We start from the raw sequence: 17,509 nt of genomic DNA on the forward strand, positions 1-17,509 counted from the left end.
CGCTCAACCCGCAGTCACCCGCCCCCACACCCACCTGAGCGCGAACCACAGCGGCCAGCGCAGGATGCTGGCGGCGGCCACCAGCAGGGCGGTGCCGAGCCACCAGGGTTCCAGCCAGAAGCTGAACCCCACCAGCGGCACCAGCGCGGCGATCAGCCAGCGGGCGGCCGTCCAGTGATGGTCCGTCGAGGGGAGCATGCCGATGAGCCCCGCGACCAGCACCCAGAGGCAGTCGGCGGCGAGGATCCAGCTCACCGCAGGAGCTCCGGCGGGATCTCCGGCCGCTCGCCCCGGGCCCGCGCCCAGAGGTAGCGCAAGGCGTTGCGCATCATCGAGGCGAAGGCGGCCAGGCCCGCCGCCAGCCAGATCCAGCCGTGGTCATGGGCGAGCCAGACGAGCAGAACGGGCGCGGAGAGGAGGAGGAGGCTCCCCGGCACCATCTGCCGGCGCATCGGCAGAAGCGCCGTGACGGTGCCGGCGAGGACCCAGAGTATGGCGGCGAGGATCGAGGACATGGGCGCTCCCTTCACCCCCGGGAGATAGCCCCCCGAGGCGGCAGCAATATGGCCCTAGGAGGACAGGTGCCCGGGCAGATTGTGCGCCCAGGTGCTGATCGTCCCCGCGCCGAGGCAGACGACGATGTCGCCGGGGCCCGCCTGCTCGCGCACCAGCCGCGTCAGATCCTCTTCCGAGGTCACGGCGCGGGCGTGGCGATGGCCGTGGCGGATGAGCCCCGCGACGAGGCTGTCGCGGTCGGCCCCCTCGATGGGCGCCTCGCCGGCCGCATAGACCTCGGCGATGCCCACCACATCCGCCTCGTTGAAGCAGGTGCAGAACTCCTCGAACAGGCTCGAGAGCCGTGAGTAGCGATGCGGCTGGTGGACGGCGATGACGCGGCCCTCGGAGGCCTGGCGGGCCGCCTTCAGGACCGCGGCGATCTCCACCGGGTGGTGGCCGTAATCGTCGATGATGGTGACGCCATTCACCTCGCCGACCTTGGTGAAGCGCCGGTTGACCCCACCGAACTTGGCGAGCGCGGCGCGGATCTCGTCGGGCTCCATGCCGAGGTGCCGGGCGACGGCCACGGCGGCGAGCGCGTTGGAGACGTTGTGATCCCCCGGCATCGGCAGGGTGCAGCCCTCGATCACCTCGCCCTCGGCCTGGAGCGCCACGTCGAAATGCGCGATGCCGCCCTTGTAGCGCAGGTTCACCGCGCGGACATCGGCCTGGGAGTTGAAGCCGAAGGTCACGACCTTGCGGTCGGTGATACGGCCGACGAGCGCCTGCACCTCGGGATGGTCGGTGCAGAGCACCGCCACGCCGTAGAAGGGGATGTTCGAGACGAAATCGTAGAAGCCCTGGCGGAGGTTCTCGATCGAGCCCCAGTGCTCCATATGCTCGGGGTCGATGTTGGTGACGATGGCGATCGTGGCGGGCAGCCGGTTGAAGGTGCCGTCGCTCTCGTCGGCCTCCACCACCATCCACTCGCCCTGCCCCATCCGGGCGTTGGAGCCATAGGCATGGATGATGCCGCCGTTGACCACGGTCGGGTCGATGTCGCCGGCATCGAGCAGCGTCGCCACCAGCGTCGTCGTCGTCGTCTTGCCGTGGGTCCCGGCAACGGCGACGTTGCTCTTCATGCGCATGAGCTCCGCCAGCATCTCGGCGCGGCGGACGACGGGCAGGCCCCGGCGGCGGGCACCGTCGAGCTCGGGATTGCCCGGCTTGATGGCGGAAGAGATGACGACGACCTCGGCGGCGGCGAGGTTTTCCTCCGCCTGGCCGATGAAGATGCGGGCGCCGAGCGTCTGAAGCCGCTCGGTGATCGGGCTCGCTTTCGCGTCGGAGCCCTGGACGGTGTAGCCGAGGGTCAGGAGCACCTCGGCGATGCCTGACATGCCGATGCCGCCGATGCCGACGAAGTGGATCGGCCCGATGTCGAGCGGCAGTTTGGTGGCAGCGGCCATGAGCGTTCCGTCCATCTTTCAGGTCCCTTCCATCTGGCCCGCGGCGAGCCGTTCCACAAGGTCGGCCAGCGCCTCGGTGGCATCCGGCTTGCCCAGAGTCAGCGCCGCCCGCGCCATGGTCGAGGCCGGCTCGGGCCCGGCCAGAAAGTCCGATACGCGGGAGGCGACCGCCTCGGGCGTGAAATCGGGCTCCGCCAGAAGATTGGCGGCGCCGGCGCGGACCAGCCCGCGGGCATTGGCCGTCTGCTCGTCGCGGATGGCGCTGGCGAGCGGCACAAGCAGCGAGGGGCGGCCGATAACGGTGAGGTCGGCGATTGTCGAGGCGCCGGAGCGGGCGATCACCCCCTGGGCGGCGGACATCCGCTCGGGCACGTCGTCGAAGAAGCTGCGGACGGTGGCGCGGATCCCGGCGGCCGCATAGGCCTCGGTCACGCGGTCGATATCCTCGGGCCGGGCCTGATGCGAGACCTCGAGCCGGGCGCGCAGCTCCGGCGAGAGGCTGGCGAGCGCGGGTGGCACGACATCGGAGAGGATGCGCGCCCCCTGGCTGCCGCCGAGGACGAGAAGCCGCGCCGCCTCCGGCGGCGGCGTGTAATCGGCCCCGGCCTTCTTGCGGATCGCGGCGCGGACGGGGTTGCCGATATGGATGGCGTGAACGCCCTCGGGCAGCTCCGTCGGCCAGGTGCCGCAGGCCACGGCGTTGGCGCGGCGCGCGAAGAGCTGGTTGACCCGGCCCAGGACGCCGTTCTGCTCGTGGATCAGCCGGGGGAGGCCGAGCATCACGGCGGCGGTCATGGCGGGGATCGCCGGATAGCCGCCGAAGCCCGCGACCAGCGCCGGCGGATCGGCCCGCATGGCGCGGATCGTGCTGATCGTGCCGCCGGCTATGCGGAAGGGCACGGCGAGTTTCGCGAGCGGCCCGCCCCGCGCGAAGGTGGCCGAGGCGGCGACCTGCCGCTCGACGGCCTCGGGGAAGCCGCCGGCATAGCGCGCGCCCCGCGCATCGGTGGACAGGCGCACCCGCCAGCCGCGTGCCAGCATCTCCTCCGCCAGGGCCTGGGCCGGGAACATGTGCCCGCCGGTGCCGCCGGCCGCGATGACGAGCAGCGGCCGGGCGCCCGGGGCGCGCAGGGGCTCGGTGACCGCGTCGCTCACCGGCCCCGCCCGAGGAAGATGTCGGCGATGCCGCCCTGCGGCCGCGTGCGGGTGAAGGCGAGGAGCATCCCCACCGCCAGCCCGGCCGCCAGCACGGAAGAGCCGCCGTTCGACACGAAGGGCAGCGTCATCCCCTTGGCGGGCAGAAGCCGCACGGCGACGCCCATGTTGATCATCGCCTGCACGCCGAAGGCACAGGCGAGGCCGGTGCCGGCGAGGCGGATGAAGGGGTCACGCTCCTTCGTCAGGCGGAAGAGTGAGCGCAGCGTGATGAAGAGAAAGAGCGCGATGACGAGAAGGACGAGCACCAGCCCGTATTCCTCCGCCGCGACGGCGATGATGAAATCGGTATGCGCATCGGGGAGCGACCATTTCACCTGACCCTCGCCGACGCCGACGCCGAAGAAGCCGCCCTCGCGGATGGCGTTGGTGGCGTAGCCGATCTGGGTGGTCGGATCGACCTCGGCGCTGAGGAAGCCGTCGATCCGCCGGGCGAAGTGCTCCGAGGAGTTATAGGCGATGAGCCCGGCGCCGCCGACGAGGGCGACGATCGAGAAGATCAGCAGCATCGGCGCGCCGGAGACGAAATACATCACGCCCCAGGAGAAGAGCACCAGGCAGGCCTGGCCGAAATCCGGCTGCATGACGAGAAGCCCGGCGACGGTCACGGCGACCCCGAAGGACCACAGGCGCCCCGGCGGGCCGCCGATCTCCTGCCCCGCCGCCATGAGCCAGGCGCAGAGGACGACGAAGACGGGCTTGAGGAATTCCGACGGCTGGAAGCTGGCGAAGCCGAGCGAATACCAGCGGACGGCGCCCTTGCCGAAATCGGTGCCGAAGAACGGCAGGAGCGCCAGCGCCACGAAGGAGGCGAGGAAGGCGAGAACGGCGAGGCGGCGGATGAGCAGCGGCGACATCATGGAGGTGACGAGCATCACCACCATGGCCATCCCGCCGAAGAAGGCCTGGCGGGTGACGTAGTAGAACGGGTCGAGCCCGTTACGCTCGGCGAGCGGCGGCGAGGCGGCCAGCCCGAGCAGCAGCCCCAGGCCGCACAGCCCGAAGATCGCCGCCATCGTGAACTTGTCGACCGTCCGCCACCAGCGCGGGAGAACGGGATCGCCGGCCCGCACGGGGGCCGCACCGTAGACCATCTCTGTCATGATGCACTGCTGCCTCGTACATCGCCCGGATTGGCCCGGGTCGTTGAGGAGAGTGTAGCGCCGATGATTCGCGCTGGCCAGCCCCTTGCGAATCGCAGCGGCCGGTGTGGCCGGGTGGAGAGGGGGTCCCGGGGGGCTGTCTGCCCCCCGTCGCCTTTGGAGACTCCCCCCGAGGATTTTTCGGGAGCAAAGACATGGGGGCGGCGGGGGAAGGTCGGAGCGGGGAGCAATGATTGGCGCGCCGACTTCGGGAGCGCCGGGGCGAGGGCCTCCGCCGTCCAGGCGCCCGGGCGGAGTGGAGCGGGGCGCCGCGTCTTGCGCTCCGCTCCCGGCGGCGGCCCTTCCACCCGACGAGCCCCGGGAGGTCGACGGAGCATGGCGCGAGGCGCCAGCCCCAAGCCCCCGGCGGGTGAGGTGCCGCGATTAACGGGCAGTTGCGGAGGCGCGCGAGGCCCGCTTATCTGCCGGTCATGTCCGACGATCCGCGCCTGGCCCCGCTTGCCGCCGCCCTGCCCTCCTCCGTGCCCTTCGTCGGGCCGGAGGCGCTCGAGAGGGCGCGCGGGCGGCCGTTCCGGGCGCGGCTCGGCGCAAACGAGAACGTCTTCGGGCCGTCTCCCCGGGCCGTGGAGGCCATGGCGGCCGAGGCGGCGGAGAGCTGGAAATACGGCGACAGCGCCGGGCACGAGCTCCGCCGGGCGCTCGCCGCCCATCACGGGGTGGCGATGGAGAACATCGTCCTCGGCGCGGGGATCGACGGGCTCCTCGGCTCTACCGTCCGGCTCTTCCTCGCGCCGGGCGAAGTGGCGGTGTCGTCGCTCGGCTCCTATCCGACCTTCGACTATCACGTCGCGGGCTACGGCGGGCGCGCCGAGAAGGTGCCCTTCCGGAGCGATCACGAGGACCCGGGCGCGCTGATCGGCCGGGCGCGGGAGGCGGGGGCAAAGCTCCTCTACCTCTCCAACCCCGACAACCCGATGGGCAGCTGGCACTCGGGCGCGGCCCTGGCGGAGATGGTGGCGGAGGTGCCGGAGGGGGCGCTTTTGATCCTCGACGAGGCCTATGTCGAATTCGCGCCGGAGGGCACGGCGGCCGAGGTGGATGTGGAGGACCCGCGAGTCCTGCGGTTCCGCACCTTTTCAAAGGCCTACGGGCTGGCGGGGGCGCGGGTGGGCTATGCGCTCGGGCCGGCCGAGGTGATCCGCGCCTTCGAGAAGGTGCGCAACCATTTCGGCATGTCGCGGATGAGCCAGGCCGGGGCGCTGGCGGCGCTGGGGGACCAGGGCTGGCTGGCGGAGGTGCGGGGGCGCGTCGCGGCGGCGCGGGAGCGGATCACCGGGATCGCGGCGGCCTCGGGGCTTGCTGCCCTGCCCTCGGCCACGAATTTCGTGGCGGTGGATTGCGGCGGCGACGGCGCGCTGGCGCGGGCGGTGCTGGAGGAGCTGGCGGCGCGGGACGTCTTCGTCCGCATGCCCTTCGCGGCGCCGGGCAACCGCTGCATCCGCATCTCCGCCGGGCTGCCGGAGGAGCTCGACCTGCTGGAGGAAGTGCTGCCGGAGGCCCTGGCGGCGGCGCTGGCGCGGGGGGTGGCGGGCTGAAGCCCGCCCTACAGGGGGAGCGGGGTGCGGTGGGCCAGCGGCCCTTTCAACCGGGCCCGACATTGCCGCATTGCCGCGCAGCGCTGGCGCCGGCCCGGGGGGTGGCGCACCTCCCGTTCATCGGCGCGCTTTATGGAGCAACCCCGCCCTCGCTCAGGGGCCGGGCCCGGACCCAACCAAAGCGCCAGCCCGCGGGACGGGCCGGCGCTCGCCCTGCGCCGTGCCGGCCCGTCCCGGGCGGGGCAATGTGCGAGCGTGGCGACAATGGTGGGTTGCAAACCCACCCTACGCCAGACCCAGGGCGCAGCGCGCGGAAGCAGGCGTAGGGTGGGTTTGTAACCCACCGGGTGCCGGGCGGTGTCACGCGGCCCCAAGCGTCCCGGGACCGGGGCAAACCTCAGGCGTACCGCAGGCGGTGGGCTACAAACCCACCCGAGGCGCCCCCTACTCCGCGATCACCGCCATGGCCGCGTCGAGCCCGCCGGACCCGTGCGGGATGTCCAGCGCCTTCAGGCCGGCGCCGATGCAGGCGAGCACCCCGAGCACCATATGGGCATTCACATGCCCCATGTGGCCGATGCGGAAGAAGGCCTCCGGCCGCTCGGCGCCGAGGCCGATGCCGAGCGTGACGCCCGTCTTCTCCTCGACGAAGCGGCGGAGCCGCGCGCCGTTGTCCGCACCGGCCTCCACCGTCGTCACCGACCAGGCGCGGCTCGCGCGTTCGGGCACCGTCGGGCGGAAGGCGCCGCCGATGTCCCAGGCCTCGAGCGCCGCCCAGACGGCGCGGGAGAGGCGGGCGTGGCGGGCCCAGACCTCCTCCAGCCCCTCCTCGAAGATCATGTCGAGCGCGGCGCGGAGGCCATAGAGGTGATGCGTCGGCGCCGTGCCGCCGAAGTTCTGGAAGAACACCTCCGGCCGGGCGCGGGGGCGCCAGTCCCAGTACTGGCTGACGGCATCGCCCCGCTCCGCCGCCGCCGCCCGGGGGCCAAAGAAGACGAAGGCGAGGCCCGGCGGCGTCATCAGCCCCTTCTGGCAGCCGGCGGTCACCACATCGGCGCCCACCCCGTCCATCTCGAAGCGGTCGCAGCCGAGCGAGGCCATGCAGTCGACCATGAGGAGCGCCTCCGACCCCGCCGCATCCATGGCGGCGCGGATCGGGGCGATCTCGGTCTTGACGGAGGTCGCCGTGTCCACCTGGCAGACGAGGATCGCCTTGTAGGCGGCGTTCGCCCGCAGATGTTCCTCCACCTGCCCCGGATCGACCGGCTGGCCCCAGGGGAAACGCATGTGCTCGACGACCGCGCCCACCCGCGCCGCCGCCTCGCCCCAGCCGATGCCGAAGCGGCCGGTCGCCAGCACCAGCACCCGGTCGCCGGGGGAGATGACATTGGCCAGCGACGCCTCCCAGGCGGCATGGCCGTTGCCGGTGTAGATGGCGACGTCATGGGCCGTGCCCGCGACCCTCGCGAGGTCGGGCTTCAGCCGCGCCACCATGTGGTGGAGCTCACCCTCGTAGATGTTGGGCGCGGCCATGTGCATGGCGCGGAGCACCCGGTCGGGCATCACGGAGGGGCCGGGGATGGCGAGGTAGCTGCGGCCGGTGTCGGGCATGGGAGGATTCCGGGGGATTGTCGCGTCCGGCCCCGCCTAGCCCCGCCTCGCGGGGCGGTCAATCGCCGGCGCCCCGCTTGCCCCGGCGGCGGGCAGCGGCTACGCCGCGAAAGCGATGGAAAAGCCGGCGATCTCCTTCACCGACGTGGCGCCAGAGGTGGCCGAGGCCTACCGCCCGACCCTCGGCGCGCGGTGGAGCTACGCCATGAAGGATCACGCCATCCTCCGACGGCACTGGCACAATTTCGCCGAGGTCGCGCCCGGCGTCTTCCGCTCGAACCACCCGACGGTCGGGAGGCTCAGGACCTACCGGCAGGAAGGGATGCGGGCGATCCTGTCGCTCCGGGGTGCGCCGCCCTCGGCCGCCTTCCGCATCGAGGCCGCCGCCTGCCGCGAACTGGGGCTGGCGCTCTGGGCGACGCCGCTGCAGGCGCGGGCCGCCGCGCCGCGGGAGGCGTATCTGCGGCTCTTCGAGATCTTCCGGCGGATCGAGCGGCCCTTCCTGATGCATTGCAAGAGCGGCGCCGACCGGACGGGCATCGCCGCCACGCTCTACCTTGCCTCCACAGGAGTGCCCCTCGCAGAGGCGCGCGCCCAGCTCGGCTGGCATCACCTGCACCGGCGGAAGGGCAAAACGGCGATCCTCGACGACATTCTCGACCTCTATGCCGAGGACGCGCCCCGGATGGGGCCGGAGGAATGGTTCGCCACCCGCTACGATCCCGCCGCCATCCAGGCCGCCTTCGACGCCGGCGAGCTGGGGCCGAAATGAGGGGCGGGCAAAAAGCCGAGGGCCATCTGCGCTGGCTCTGGCGCGGGTATCTCCGCGCCCATCGGGGCCGCATCGGCCTCGCCCTCGCCGCCATGGCGGTGGAGGGCGCGGCGGTCGGCGCGCTCGCCAAGCTCATCGAGCCGATGTTCGACCAGGTGCTGGTCGGCGGCAATGTCGCGGCGCTGAAGGTGGTGGCCCTCGCCGTCTTCGGCATCTTCCTCCTCCGCGCGCTCACCTCGATGACCCAGCGGATCCTCATGACCTCCGTCACCGAGCGGAGCTCCGCCGCGCTCCGCGAGGGGCTCTTCGCGCATCTGATGAGCCTCGGCATGGGCTTTCACCACACGCATCCGCCGGGCGAGCTGATCGAGCGCGTGCAGGGCGACGTGACGCAGCTCGGCAAGTCGCTGATCCAGCTCACGACCGGCGTCGGGCGCGATGCCGTCTCGGTCATCGTGCTCTTCGGGGTCGCGCTCTCGGTCGACTGGCGGTGGACGGCGGTGGCGCTGGCCGGGATCCCGCTTCTCGTCCTGCCCTCCCTCCTCGCGCAGCGCTACGTGCGCCGGCGGGCGAAGGCGGCGCGGGTGGCGGCCTCGGCCATGTCCACAAGGCTAGACGAGGTGCTGCACGGCATCGCGCAGGTGAAGCTCGCGGGGCTCGAGGCCTATCAGGCCGCCCGCTTCGGCCGCGCGACGCAGGAGAAGGTGCGGGCCGAGGTGCGCGCCGCCTCTGGTCAGGCGGCGATCCCGGGGCTCATCGACCTGATGAGCGGCATCGGCTTCTTCCTCGTCTTCTGGCTGGGGGGCCTGCAGATCATCAACGGCGAGCGGACGGTCGGCGAGTTCATGGCGTTCTTTGCGGCGATCAGCCTCGCTTTCGAGCCGCTCCGCCGGCTCGGCAATCTCTCGGGCCTCTGGCAGGCGGCCTCCGCCTCCGTCGAGCGGCTGCGGGAGCTCTTCGCGGCCCGCCCCGCCATCACCGCCCCCGCCCGCCCCGCCGAGGCCCCGCAGGGCGCGCCGGAGATACGCTTCGAGGCCCTCTCCCTCGCCTATGGCGACATGCCGGCGCTGACGGGGCTGAGCTTCACGGCGGAGGCGGGCAAGACGACGGCGCTCGTCGGCGCATCCGGGGCGGGCAAGAGCACCGTCTTCAACGTGCTGACCCGGCTCGCCGAGCCGCAGGGCGGGCGGGTGACCATCGGCGGCACCGACATCACCGCCCTGCCCCTCACGGCGCTTCGCCGGCTCTTCGCCGTCGTCACGCAGGAGGCGCTGCTCTTCGACGAGACCATCCGCGAGAACATCGTCCTCGGCCGCGACGTGCCGGAGGCCGAGCTCCGCGAGGTTCTGGAGGCGGCGCATGTCGCCGAGTTCCTGCCCCGCCTCGCCGCGGGGCTGGAGACGCCCGCCGGCCCCCGTGGCTCGGCGCTCTCCGGCGGGCAGCGGCAGCGCATCGCCATCGCCCGGGCGCTCCTCCGCGCCGCGCCGATCCTCCTCCTCGACGAGGCGACGAGCGCGCTCGACACCGGCACCGAGGCCGGCGTACAGGCGGCGGTGGAGCGGCTTTCGGAGGGGCGGACGGTGCTCGTCATCGCCCACCGGCTCTCCACCGTGCGCGGCGCCGACAAGATCGTCGTCCTCGATGGCGGCCGGGTCGTGGACGAGGGCTCCCATGCCGCGCTCCTTGAAAGAGGCGGCCTCTATGCCGACCTCCATGCCATGCAATTCGCGGACGAGACCTCATGAGAACCCTTCTCAGCCTCACAGGCGCCGACCCGGCGGACTTCCTGCAGGGGCTCGTCACCAACGACCTCGACAAGCTCGCGGGCGACGGCATCCTCTACGCCGCGCTCCTGACGCCGCAGGGCAAGCTGGTGGCCGATTTCTTCCTGGTGGCGCGGGGGGAGGAGCTGCTGATCGACGTGGACGAGAGCCTCGCCCCGGCGCTCTTCCAGCGGCTCACCATGTACAAGCTCCGCCGCAAGATCACGATCGCGGAAAGCCCGCTCAAGGTCTTTTGCGGCACCGGCACGCCGCCCGAGGGCGCCCTGCCCGACCCGCGGCATCCGGCGCTCGGCTGGCGGCTCTACGGCGACAAGGCGGGCGACGACGGCACCGACTGGGCCGCGCTCCGCGTCGCGCATCTGGTGCCGGAGACGGGGGTCGAGCTGACGCCCGAGACCTATATCCTCGAGGCCGGCTTCGAGCGGCTCCATGGCGTCGACTTCCGCAAAGGCTGCTATGTCGGCCAGGAGGTCACGGCGCGGATGAAGCACAAGACCGAGCTCAGGAAGGGCCTCGCCCGGGTGGCGGTCGAGGGCGACGCCGCGCCCGGCACCGAGATCACCTCGGACGGCCGCCCCGTCGGCCAGCTCCACACGGTCGCCGGGGGCGAGGGCATCGCCTATCTGCGCTTCGACCGGGCGGAGGGCGGGATGCAGGCCGGCGAGGCGCGCCTCCGGCTCATCCCAGGAAGCTGAACCGCTCCGCCACCTTCTGCCACGCCACCTCGTTGCCGGCGGAGAGGAGCACGCCCTTGCGCCGCCCCGTCTCGTAGGCGCCGCCGTCGAGGAACCGCACGACCCCGCCCGCCCCGGTGACCGCGAGCGCGCCGGCCGCATGGTCCCACGGATGGGGGACCGGGCCGGTGAGAACGAATTCCACATGCCCCTGCGCCAGCATCCGGTATTCATGCGCCGAGCATCTGAGCGACTGGATGCGGTTGAAGGTGGCGCTTTCCTGCGCGATCCGCGCGCGGAGCGGCCGGGGATAGAGCCCCATCGGCACATAGCCGGCCATCCGGCTCTTGCGCTCCTCCTGCGAGGTCGCGAGCCGCCGCCGCGTGCCGGCGGAAACGAATTCGGTGACCCCGCCCTCGGCCGCCTCGATCCAGTCGTCCATCACCGGGTCGTAGATCATCCCCCAGACGGGCTGGCCCCCGACCGCCACGGCGACGATGACGCCGAACATCGCCAGACCCTTGGCGAAGTTCCAGGTGCCGTCGACCGGGTCGACGATCACCACCGGCCCCGGCCCGGCCATCTCGTCGCGGAGCGCCTTGTCGGCCGCCACCGCCTCTTCGCCGATGACGCGCGCCTCGGGCCAGGCGGCGGTGATCGCGGCGCCGATCGCGGCCTCGGCCTCGGTATCGGCGAGCGTCACGAGGTCCGTCGGGCCGGATTTGGTGGACACGTCACCCGCGCCCAGCGCGCGAAACCGGGGCAGGATCTCGGCCCGCGCGGCATCGCGGACGGCGGCGATCACCAGCGCCTTTTGTGTTTCCGTTACCACGATCTTGCCAGTTCACGTCGCTTTGAGCAGAGTTTTTTAACCGAAAATTCAGACACGAGGCGCAAGTCTTCCCTCAGGACCAACAGCTTAGAAGCCGTCTACTAGGAGGCGCGGCTCTGTTGCGGCCATACCTTGTCGAAAGCTGGGCTGACCCTATATGTCGCGTTGGTCCCGGTGCAACCCTCACAGATGCGGGAGCCTGGCGGCCCAAGCCATGCGCTGAGCGCATAACTGACATTCCGAATTTGGCAAACCCGAATCGCCAAAACAATGCGCATAAACGCCGGCACGCCGACAGCAAGAGCAAAAAGACCAAAGGACGTAAGATGAGAGACTTCGTGGACGGCACCGCCTACAACAATGAGCAGGGCAACCGCGCGCGCAAGCTCTTTGCCGCCGTTGTCCTGGCCGCCTTGGACGATGCCATCGCCGATGACAAGAAATACGGCAATGGTCCGGAACAGATTGCCCGTTGGGCCCGCTCCCGCGATGGGCGCGAGGTTCTCACCTGCGCCGGCATCGACCCGAACGAGCGCGTCGTTGAAGGCCTGATGGAATTCGTCGGCAAGGGGGTTCGCACCTCCGTCGCCCTCTCCCGCGAGGAGAGCGAGCGTCGTCAGGCCGCCGAGCTCGAGGCCCAGCGCGCCGCCTGAGCCCTGCGCCCTTATTCGGGCCTCACCGGATCGGGGTTGTGAAGAAAAGACCTGCCGTGCTGCCACGGCAGGTCTTTTCTGTTGCCGGCGGGCGCAAGCGGCGCTCCCGCCGGAACCATAGGCCCGCGCCTGTCATTGGCCCCCAAAGGCCCGACGGGAGACGCAGGATGACGTACGGTAGGTTCTTCGCGATGATCGCCACCTCGACGGTGGTCATGTTCGCGCTCATGTACCTCAACACCTACGCCGCCGAGCATCTGTTCTTCTCCGAGACCCGCGCCTGGATGGCGCTGCTCATGGGCGCCGCAATGGCCATCGTCATGCTGGCCTTCATGGCCGCGATGTATCCCAGCCGCCTCGTCAATCTCGCCATCTTCGCCGGCGCCGCGCTGGTCTTTGCTCTGTCGCTCTGGCTGGTGCGCAGCCAGGTGACCGTCTCCGGCACCTCCTACATGCGCGCCATGATCCCGCATCACTCGATCGCCATCATGACCTCCGAGCGCGCCGGCATCGAGGATCCGCGGGTCCGCAAGCTGGCGGACGAGATCATCGCCGCCCAGCGCCGCGAGATCTCCGAGATGCGCTACCTGATCGCCCATGCCGGCGAGGCGGCGGAGGTGATGGAGCCGCCGATGCCGCTCCCCGGCAGCGTGGATGAGGCTTTGGCCGCGCCGCAGGTCGCCGCGCTCGACCCCGCCCCCCTCGCCCCCGGCGAGGCCGACACGGTGATCGGCGGGCCGGGGACTTGCGTCTTCCACCAGAGCCGCGAGACAGGCCCGGTGCTCGCCGTCTCCTCCACCGGCAGCGCCGCGATGAAGCTGAACGACACGCTCGTGACGCTCGAGGGCCCGGCCCCCGGCCCGGCGGGCGGCCTCTGGGAGGCGGCGGGCGCCTCGATGGAGGTCACGCCCCTCGGCGATGCGGCGGGCTGGCGCGGCGATGCCGATCTGGTCTTCCGCATGGATCAGGGGCTCACCGTCGGCTACCGCGGCTTCTGGGCCTGCGGCTGAGCCCTTCCCCCCGCCGCGCCCCGCCGCTAATCGGGGCGGCATGAAGGCCATCATGATCCAGGGTGCCGGCTCCAATGTCGGCAAGTCGCTGATCGTCGCGGGGCTCGCCCGGGCGGCGCTTCGGCGCGGCCTGAAGGTCGCGCCCTTCAAGCCGCAGAACATGAGCAACAACGCTGCCGTCACCGCCGACGGGGGAGAGATCGGCCGGGCGCAGGCCCTGCAGGCCCGCGCGGCGGGGCTCGAGCCGGTGACGGCGATGAACCCCGTCCTCCTCAAGCCCGAAAGCGAGACGGGCGCGCAGGTCGTCGTCCGCGGCCGCCGCCGCGCCACGCTGAAGGCGCGCGACTACGGGGCCATGAAGGGCGAGCTCCTGCCCGAGGTGCTCGCCGCCTTCCGCGAGATCGGCGCGGGCCGCGATCTTGTCATCGTCGAGGGCGCGGGCAGCCCGGCGGAGGTGAACCTCCGCGCCGGCGACATCGCCAACATGGGCTTCGCCGAGGCGGCGGGCGTGCCCGTGGTGCTGGTCGGCGACATCGAGCGCGGCGGCGTCATCGCCCAGCTCGTCGGCACCCATGCGGTTCTGCCCGAGGGCGACCGCGCGCTCATCAAGGGCTTTGCGATCAACAAGTTCCGGGGCGATCCGGGGCTTTTTGCCGAGGGCATGCGCATCATCGCCGCCCGCACCGGCTGGGCGCCCCTGGGCATCCTCCCCCATCTGCCGGAGGCCGCGCGCCTGCCGGCGGAGGATGTGATGGACCTCGCCCGCCCCCTCGCCCGCGGCGGCGCCCTGAAGATCGCCGTGCCCCGCCTGCCCCGCATCGCCAATTTCGACGATCTCGACCCCCTCGCCGCCGAGCCGGGCGTCGAGCTCACGCTCGTCCCCCCGGGCGAGCCCCTGCCGGGCGATGCCGCGCTCGTCCTCATCCCCGGGAGCAAGTCGACGCTCGCCGACCTCGCCGCCCTCCGCGCCGAGGGCTGGGACATCGACCTCGCGGCCCATGTCCGCCGGGGCGGCCATGTCCTCGGCCTCTGCGGCGGCTACCAGATGCTGGGGAAGGTGATCGCCGACCCGGAGGGCATCGAGGGCCCGCCAGGCAGCCAGCCCGGCCTCGGCCTCCTCGACGTGGCGACGAGGATGCAGCCCGAGAAGCGCCTGACCTCCGTCGCCGGCCGCGACCTTGCCTCGGGCGCGCCGCTTACCGGCTACGAGATCCACATCGGGGTAACCGAAGGGCCCGACGCCGCCCGGCCCTGGCTGGAGGTAGAGGGCGCCCCCGAGGGCGCGGCCTCCCCCGACGGGCGCATCCGCGGCTCTTATCTCCACGGGCTCTTCTCCTCCGACGCCTTCCGCGCCGCCTATCTCGCCGGGCTCGGCGCCCCCTCGCTGCCCGGCTACGAGGACGGCGTCGATTCCGCGCTCGACGCCCTCGCCGCCCATCTCGAGACCCATCTCGATCTCGACACGCTCTTCAGCCTCGCCGCCCCTCCTCGCTGAGGCCCCCCAGTCTTTGCTCCCGGAAAATCCTCCGGGGGTCCGGGGGTGGAAAACCCCCGGCCTCTCCACCCTTGCCCCCGCCCGCCACTCCGCCCAGTCTCCCCCCAAAGGAGACTCCCGACATGAGCGACGACGACAACGCCCGCCACGCCCAGAAGATGGCCAAGAAGAAGGCCGCCCGCGACAAGATCATGGCCACCAAGACCGGCGAGAAGGGGCTGATCGTCGTCCATACCGGCAAGGGCAAGGGCAAGAGCACCGCCGCCTTCGGCATGATCTTCCGATGCATCGCGCATGAGATGCCCTCCGCCGTCGTCCAGTTCATCAAGGGCGGGATGGAGACGGGCGAGCGCAGCCTGATCGAGGGGCGCTTCAGCGACCTCTGCCAGTTCCACACCATGGGCGAGGGTTTCACGTGGGAGACGCAGGACAAGGCCCGCGACATCGAGATGGCCCAGGCCGCCTGGGGCAAGGCGAAGGAGCTGATCGCCTCGGGCGACTTCGCCATGGTGCTTCTTGACGAGATCAACATCGCCATCCGCTACGGCTATGTCGATGCCGCCGAGGTGGTGGCCTTCCTGGCCGAGGAGAAGCCGCCCATGACGCATGTCGTCCTCACCGGCCGCAATGCGGCGGAAGAGCTGATCGAGGCCGCCGATCTGGTGACGGAGATGGAGCTGGTGAAGCACCCCTTCCGCTCCGGCGTGAAGGCGCAGCGGGGCGTCGAGTTCTGATGCGCATCGCCGAGGCGAGCTGGGGCGATGTCGAGGCGTATCTCGAGGGCGACGACCGCTGCATCCTGCCGCTCGGCTGCACCGAGCAGCATGCACATCTGAGCCTGGCCACGGATTCCCTCTTGGCGGAGCGGGTGGCGGCCGAGGCGGCCGAGCCGCTGGGTGTCCCGGTCTTCCCCGCCCTCACCTATGGCATCACGCCCTATTTCATGGCCTTTCCCGGCACGGTGACGCTCAGCCTCGCCACCTATGCGGCTGTGGTGCGCGAGATCCTCGACAGCCTCTACGCCACCGGCTTCCGCCGCGTGCTGATCGTCAACGGCCATGGCGGCAACACGCCCGTCCAGCCGGTCACCGCCGAATGGATGGCCGCGCATCCTGGCGCCCGCTGCCGCTTCCACGACTGGTGGCGCGCCCCGAAGGTCTGGGAGGCGGTGCAGGCGATCGACCCGGTGGCGAGCCATGCGAGCTGGATGGAGAACTTCCCCTTCACGCGCCTGCCCGGCCATCCCGAGCCGGAGGAGCAAAAGCCCTATGTCCCCTTCGACCGGCTGAAAGACAGGGATGCCGCCGGCGTCCGCGCCCTCATCGGCGACGGTAATTACGGCGGGCATTACCGCAAGCCCGATGCCGACATGGCCCGCCTCTGGGAGGTGGCCGTGGCCGAGACGCGGGCGCTTCTGGAGGGCGATTGGGAGTAGGCCCATGATCTTCTCGAGAAAGGGCGCCGACATCGCCCATTGGGAGAGGGCCGCGCCCGGGTGGATCCGCTGGGCCCGCGCCCCGGGCCACGATGCCTACTGGGCCTATGAGGCGACCTTGCGCAGCTTCATCGGCCCGGGTTCGGGCGCCGCGCTCGACATCGGCTGCGGCGAGGGGCGGGTCTCGGCGCTGCTCAAGACGCTCGGCTACCATGTGACCGCGGTGGACCCGGTGGAGGAGATGGTGAGTGCCGCCCGCGACAAGGGCTCGGCCGATGCCTATGCCGTGGCGCCGGCGGCGAAGATCCCCTACGCCAGTGCCGCCTTCGACCTCGCGCTCCTCTGCAACGTGCTGGCGGATATCGAGAAGGTGCCGCCGGCCCTCACCGAGATCCGCCGGCTCCTGCGCGAGGACGGGCGGCTGGTGATCTCGCTCCCCCATCCCTTCACGTGCCGGGCCGAGGTCGAAGGCGAGGCGGGCGCCAGCGTCCTCGCCTGGGAGGCGGGCTATTTCAGCACCGAGCGTTTCGAGACCCGCGAGGAGCGCGACGGGCTCGCCCTGGATGTCGCCGGCTGGTCGCGGCCGGCGACCTTCTACACCGAGGCGCTGTGGAAGGCCGGCTTCCTCCTCACCCGCATGATCGAGCCGCAGCCGGCGCCGAAGAGCGCCTGGACCGGCCGGGAGCGCTGGACGAAGTTCCCGCTGTTCCTCTGGATCGAGGCGCGGCCGGTGGTGGCGTAGGGCCCGGCGGGCAGGCGGCGCGCCCGGCTGCATGGGCAGACGGTTTTTGAAGAAATGCGAGCCCATGATGCGCCGCCGCGGGATCAGGCGTAGGGTGGGTGTCCAACCACCGAGGCAGCGATGATCTTCACCGAACCGCGCGACCCGCGTTTCATGCGCCGCCACCGGGGCGGCAGCCTCACCGAGGCAGACCACCGGCTCCTCGCGCTCTGGGCGGCGGCCTGCGCGGAGCATGTTCTGCCGCTCTATGAGGCGGAGCATCCGGGCGACCGCCGGCCGCGCGAAGCCGTCGCCCTCGCCCGCGCCTGGGCCCGGGGCGAGATCGGGGCGCGCGCCGCCATGGCGGCCGGCCAGGGCCGGGCGGCGGCGCGGGAGGTGGGCGGCGCGCCGAAGTTCGTGGCGCTGGCGGCGGCGCAGGCGGTGGCCGTCGCCCATGTCGCCCAGCACGAGCTCGGCGCCGCGGCCTATGCAATCCGGGCGCGGGAGGCGGCGGAGGGGGCGGCGGCGGCGCGCGCCGAGCGCGACTGGCAGCGGGCAGAGCTGCCCGAGCCGATCCGGGCGCTGGTGCTGGACGACCAGCGCCTGCGCAACCATGCCTGCTGGGGCGTCTTCGGCTGAGCC

The 17,509-nt window shown here is 71.6% G+C and carries 18 protein-coding genes; 11 read left to right on the top strand and 7 right to left on the bottom strand.

Features of this window, described 5'->3' with window-relative positions:
- Positions 1-3: 3 nt before the first annotated feature.
- The 5 genes from ACAZ03_RS11505 to ACAZ03_RS11525 all read right to left on the bottom strand — a co-directional run bounded on the left by ACAZ03_RS11505 (position 4) and on the right by ACAZ03_RS11525 (position 4,285).
- Entirely contained in the window at positions 4-255 is a 252-nt protein-coding gene (locus tag ACAZ03_RS11505) for a DUF2484 family protein (protein WP_373353710.1), read from the bottom strand.
- Positions 252-515 carry a DUF2484 family protein gene (locus ACAZ03_RS11510; protein ID WP_373353712.1) on the bottom strand — a complete coding sequence of 88 codons (264 nt, stop codon included), beginning with the start codon at positions 513-515 and terminating at the stop codon, positions 252-254. The genes ACAZ03_RS11505 and ACAZ03_RS11510 overlap by 4 nt, the downstream gene beginning before the upstream one ends.
- A gap of 54 nt (positions 516-569) precedes the next feature.
- Positions 570-1,982, bottom strand: a complete 1,413-nt coding sequence (gene murC, locus ACAZ03_RS11515; RefSeq protein WP_373353713.1) for a UDP-N-acetylmuramate--L-alanine ligase — start codon at positions 1,980-1,982, stop codon at positions 570-572.
- A 3-nt stretch (positions 1,983-1,985) separates the two neighbouring features.
- Positions 1,986-3,038, bottom strand: coding sequence for a glycosyltransferase (locus ACAZ03_RS11520; RefSeq protein ID WP_373357075.1), 1,053 nt, complete (start codon positions 3,036-3,038; stop codon positions 1,986-1,988).
- Between the two features lie 80 nt (positions 3,039-3,118).
- Complete coding sequence (locus tag ACAZ03_RS11525; protein ID WP_373353715.1) at positions 3,119-4,285, bottom strand: putative peptidoglycan glycosyltransferase FtsW; 1,167 nt, start codon at positions 4,283-4,285, stop codon at positions 3,119-3,121.
- Positions 4,286-4,755: 470 nt separating this feature from the next.
- Here ACAZ03_RS11525 and ACAZ03_RS11530 point away from each other — a divergent pair, with 470 nt between their 5' ends.
- Entirely contained in the window at positions 4,756-5,880 is a 1,125-nt protein-coding gene (locus tag ACAZ03_RS11530) for a pyridoxal phosphate-dependent aminotransferase (RefSeq protein WP_373353717.1), read from the top strand.
- A 444-nt stretch (positions 5,881-6,324) separates the two neighbouring features.
- On the opposite strand, the gene ACAZ03_RS11535 is transcribed toward ACAZ03_RS11530, so the two are convergent.
- Positions 6,325-7,491, bottom strand: a complete 1,167-nt coding sequence (locus ACAZ03_RS11535) for an alanine--glyoxylate aminotransferase family protein (protein WP_373353719.1) — start codon at positions 7,489-7,491, stop codon at positions 6,325-6,327.
- Positions 7,492-7,606: 115 nt separating this feature from the next.
- Between ACAZ03_RS11535 and ACAZ03_RS11540 the strand changes: the two genes are divergently transcribed.
- The 3 genes from ACAZ03_RS11540 to ACAZ03_RS11550 are packed head-to-tail and all read left to right on the top strand — an operon-like array spanning position 7,607 to position 10,742.
- On the top strand, positions 7,607-8,263 hold the full coding sequence (locus ACAZ03_RS11540) for a tyrosine-protein phosphatase (protein WP_373353721.1): 657 nt from the start codon (positions 7,607-7,609) through the stop codon (positions 8,261-8,263).
- Positions 8,260-10,008 (top strand): ABC transporter ATP-binding protein, encoded by a 1,749-nt coding sequence (locus tag ACAZ03_RS11545; protein ID WP_373353723.1) that lies wholly within the window; start codon positions 8,260-8,262, stop codon positions 10,006-10,008. Before ACAZ03_RS11540 ends, ACAZ03_RS11545 begins: the two co-directional genes overlap by 4 nt.
- The gene (locus tag ACAZ03_RS11550; RefSeq protein ID WP_373353725.1) at positions 10,005-10,742 is read left to right on the top strand and encodes a folate-binding protein YgfZ; all 738 of its coding nucleotides are present in this window, start codon (positions 10,005-10,007) and stop codon (positions 10,740-10,742) included. Before ACAZ03_RS11545 ends, ACAZ03_RS11550 begins: the two co-directional genes overlap by 4 nt.
- On the opposite strand, the gene ACAZ03_RS11555 is transcribed toward ACAZ03_RS11550, so the two are convergent.
- Entirely contained in the window at positions 10,726-11,553 is an 828-nt protein-coding gene (locus tag ACAZ03_RS11555) for an inositol monophosphatase (RefSeq protein WP_373353727.1), read from the bottom strand. The two genes, ACAZ03_RS11550 and ACAZ03_RS11555, sit on opposite strands and share 17 nt — an antisense overlap.
- 326 nt (positions 11,554-11,879) lie before the next feature.
- Between ACAZ03_RS11555 and ACAZ03_RS11560 the strand changes: the two genes are divergently transcribed.
- The 7 genes from ACAZ03_RS11560 to ACAZ03_RS11590 all read left to right on the top strand — a co-directional run bounded on the left by ACAZ03_RS11560 (position 11,880) and on the right by ACAZ03_RS11590 (position 17,506).
- Positions 11,880-12,206 (top strand): DUF6280 family protein, encoded by a 327-nt coding sequence (locus ACAZ03_RS11560; RefSeq protein WP_373353729.1) that lies wholly within the window; start codon positions 11,880-11,882, stop codon positions 12,204-12,206.
- 167 nt (positions 12,207-12,373) lie between these two features.
- On the top strand, positions 12,374-13,216 hold the full coding sequence (locus ACAZ03_RS11565) for a DUF305 domain-containing protein (RefSeq protein WP_373353731.1): 843 nt from the start codon (positions 12,374-12,376) through the stop codon (positions 13,214-13,216).
- 40 nt (positions 13,217-13,256) lie between these two features.
- On the top strand, positions 13,257-14,711 hold the full coding sequence (locus tag ACAZ03_RS11570; protein ID WP_373353733.1) for a cobyric acid synthase: 1,455 nt from the start codon (positions 13,257-13,259) through the stop codon (positions 14,709-14,711).
- Positions 14,712-14,833: 122 nt separating this feature from the next.
- On the top strand, positions 14,834-15,445 hold the full coding sequence (gene cobO / locus ACAZ03_RS11575; RefSeq protein ID WP_373353735.1) for a cob(I)yrinic acid a,c-diamide adenosyltransferase: 612 nt from the start codon (positions 14,834-14,836) through the stop codon (positions 15,443-15,445).
- Positions 15,445-16,146 (top strand): creatininase family protein, encoded by a 702-nt coding sequence (locus tag ACAZ03_RS11580; protein ID WP_373353736.1) that lies wholly within the window; start codon positions 15,445-15,447, stop codon positions 16,144-16,146. Before cobO ends, ACAZ03_RS11580 begins: the two co-directional genes overlap by 1 nt.
- A 4-nt stretch (positions 16,147-16,150) precedes the next feature.
- The gene (locus ACAZ03_RS11585) at positions 16,151-16,888 is read left to right on the top strand and encodes a class I SAM-dependent methyltransferase (RefSeq protein ID WP_373353738.1); all 738 of its coding nucleotides are present in this window, start codon (positions 16,151-16,153) and stop codon (positions 16,886-16,888) included.
- Between the two features lie 120 nt (positions 16,889-17,008).
- Positions 17,009-17,506 carry a putative immunity protein gene (locus ACAZ03_RS11590; RefSeq protein ID WP_373353740.1) on the top strand — a complete coding sequence of 166 codons (498 nt, stop codon included), beginning with the start codon at positions 17,009-17,011 and terminating at the stop codon, positions 17,504-17,506.
- Positions 17,507-17,509 lie beyond the last annotated feature (3 nt).

The sequence above is a fragment of the Pseudoroseicyclus sp. CXY001 genome (genome assembly GCF_041714655.1).
GTDB lineage: Bacteria > Pseudomonadota > Alphaproteobacteria > Rhodobacterales > Rhodobacteraceae > Pseudoroseicyclus_A.

Coding starts and splice junctions, on each gene's coding strand:
- ACAZ03_RS11510 (WP_373353712.1), bottom strand. CDS start 515: ATGTCCTCGATCCTCGCCGCCATACTCTGGGTCCTCGCCGGCACCGTC.
- ACAZ03_RS11570 (WP_373353733.1), top strand. CDS start 13,257: ATGAAGGCCATCATGATCCAGGGTGCCGGCTCCAATGTCGGCAAGTCG.
- ACAZ03_RS11540 (WP_373353721.1), top strand. CDS start 7,607: ATGGAAAAGCCGGCGATCTCCTTCACCGACGTGGCGCCAGAGGTGGCC.
- cobO (WP_373353735.1), top strand. CDS start 14,834: ATGAGCGACGACGACAACGCCCGCCACGCCCAGAAGATGGCCAAGAAG.
- ACAZ03_RS11525 (WP_373353715.1), bottom strand. CDS start 4,285: ATGACAGAGATGGTCTACGGTGCGGCCCCCGTGCGGGCCGGCGATCCC.
- ACAZ03_RS11590 (WP_373353740.1), top strand. CDS start 17,009: ATGATCTTCACCGAACCGCGCGACCCGCGTTTCATGCGCCGCCACCGG.
- ACAZ03_RS11580 (WP_373353736.1), top strand. CDS start 15,445: ATGCGCATCGCCGAGGCGAGCTGGGGCGATGTCGAGGCGTATCTCGAG.
- ACAZ03_RS11530 (WP_373353717.1), top strand. CDS start 4,756: ATGTCCGACGATCCGCGCCTGGCCCCGCTTGCCGCCGCCCTGCCCTCC.
- ACAZ03_RS11565 (WP_373353731.1), top strand. CDS start 12,374: ATGACGTACGGTAGGTTCTTCGCGATGATCGCCACCTCGACGGTGGTC.
- ACAZ03_RS11560 (WP_373353729.1), top strand. CDS start 11,880: ATGAGAGACTTCGTGGACGGCACCGCCTACAACAATGAGCAGGGCAAC.
- ACAZ03_RS11550 (WP_373353725.1), top strand. CDS start 10,005: ATGAGAACCCTTCTCAGCCTCACAGGCGCCGACCCGGCGGACTTCCTG.
- ACAZ03_RS11585 (WP_373353738.1), top strand. CDS start 16,151: ATGATCTTCTCGAGAAAGGGCGCCGACATCGCCCATTGGGAGAGGGCC.
- murC (WP_373353713.1), bottom strand. CDS start 1,982: ATGGACGGAACGCTCATGGCCGCTGCCACCAAACTGCCGCTCGACATC.
- ACAZ03_RS11520 (WP_373357075.1), bottom strand. CDS start 3,038: ATGTTCCCGGCCCAGGCCCTGGCGGAGGAGATGCTGGCACGCGGCTGG.
- ACAZ03_RS11545 (WP_373353723.1), top strand. CDS start 8,260: ATGAGGGGCGGGCAAAAAGCCGAGGGCCATCTGCGCTGGCTCTGGCGC.
- ACAZ03_RS11535 (WP_373353719.1), bottom strand. CDS start 7,491: ATGCCCGACACCGGCCGCAGCTACCTCGCCATCCCCGGCCCCTCCGTG.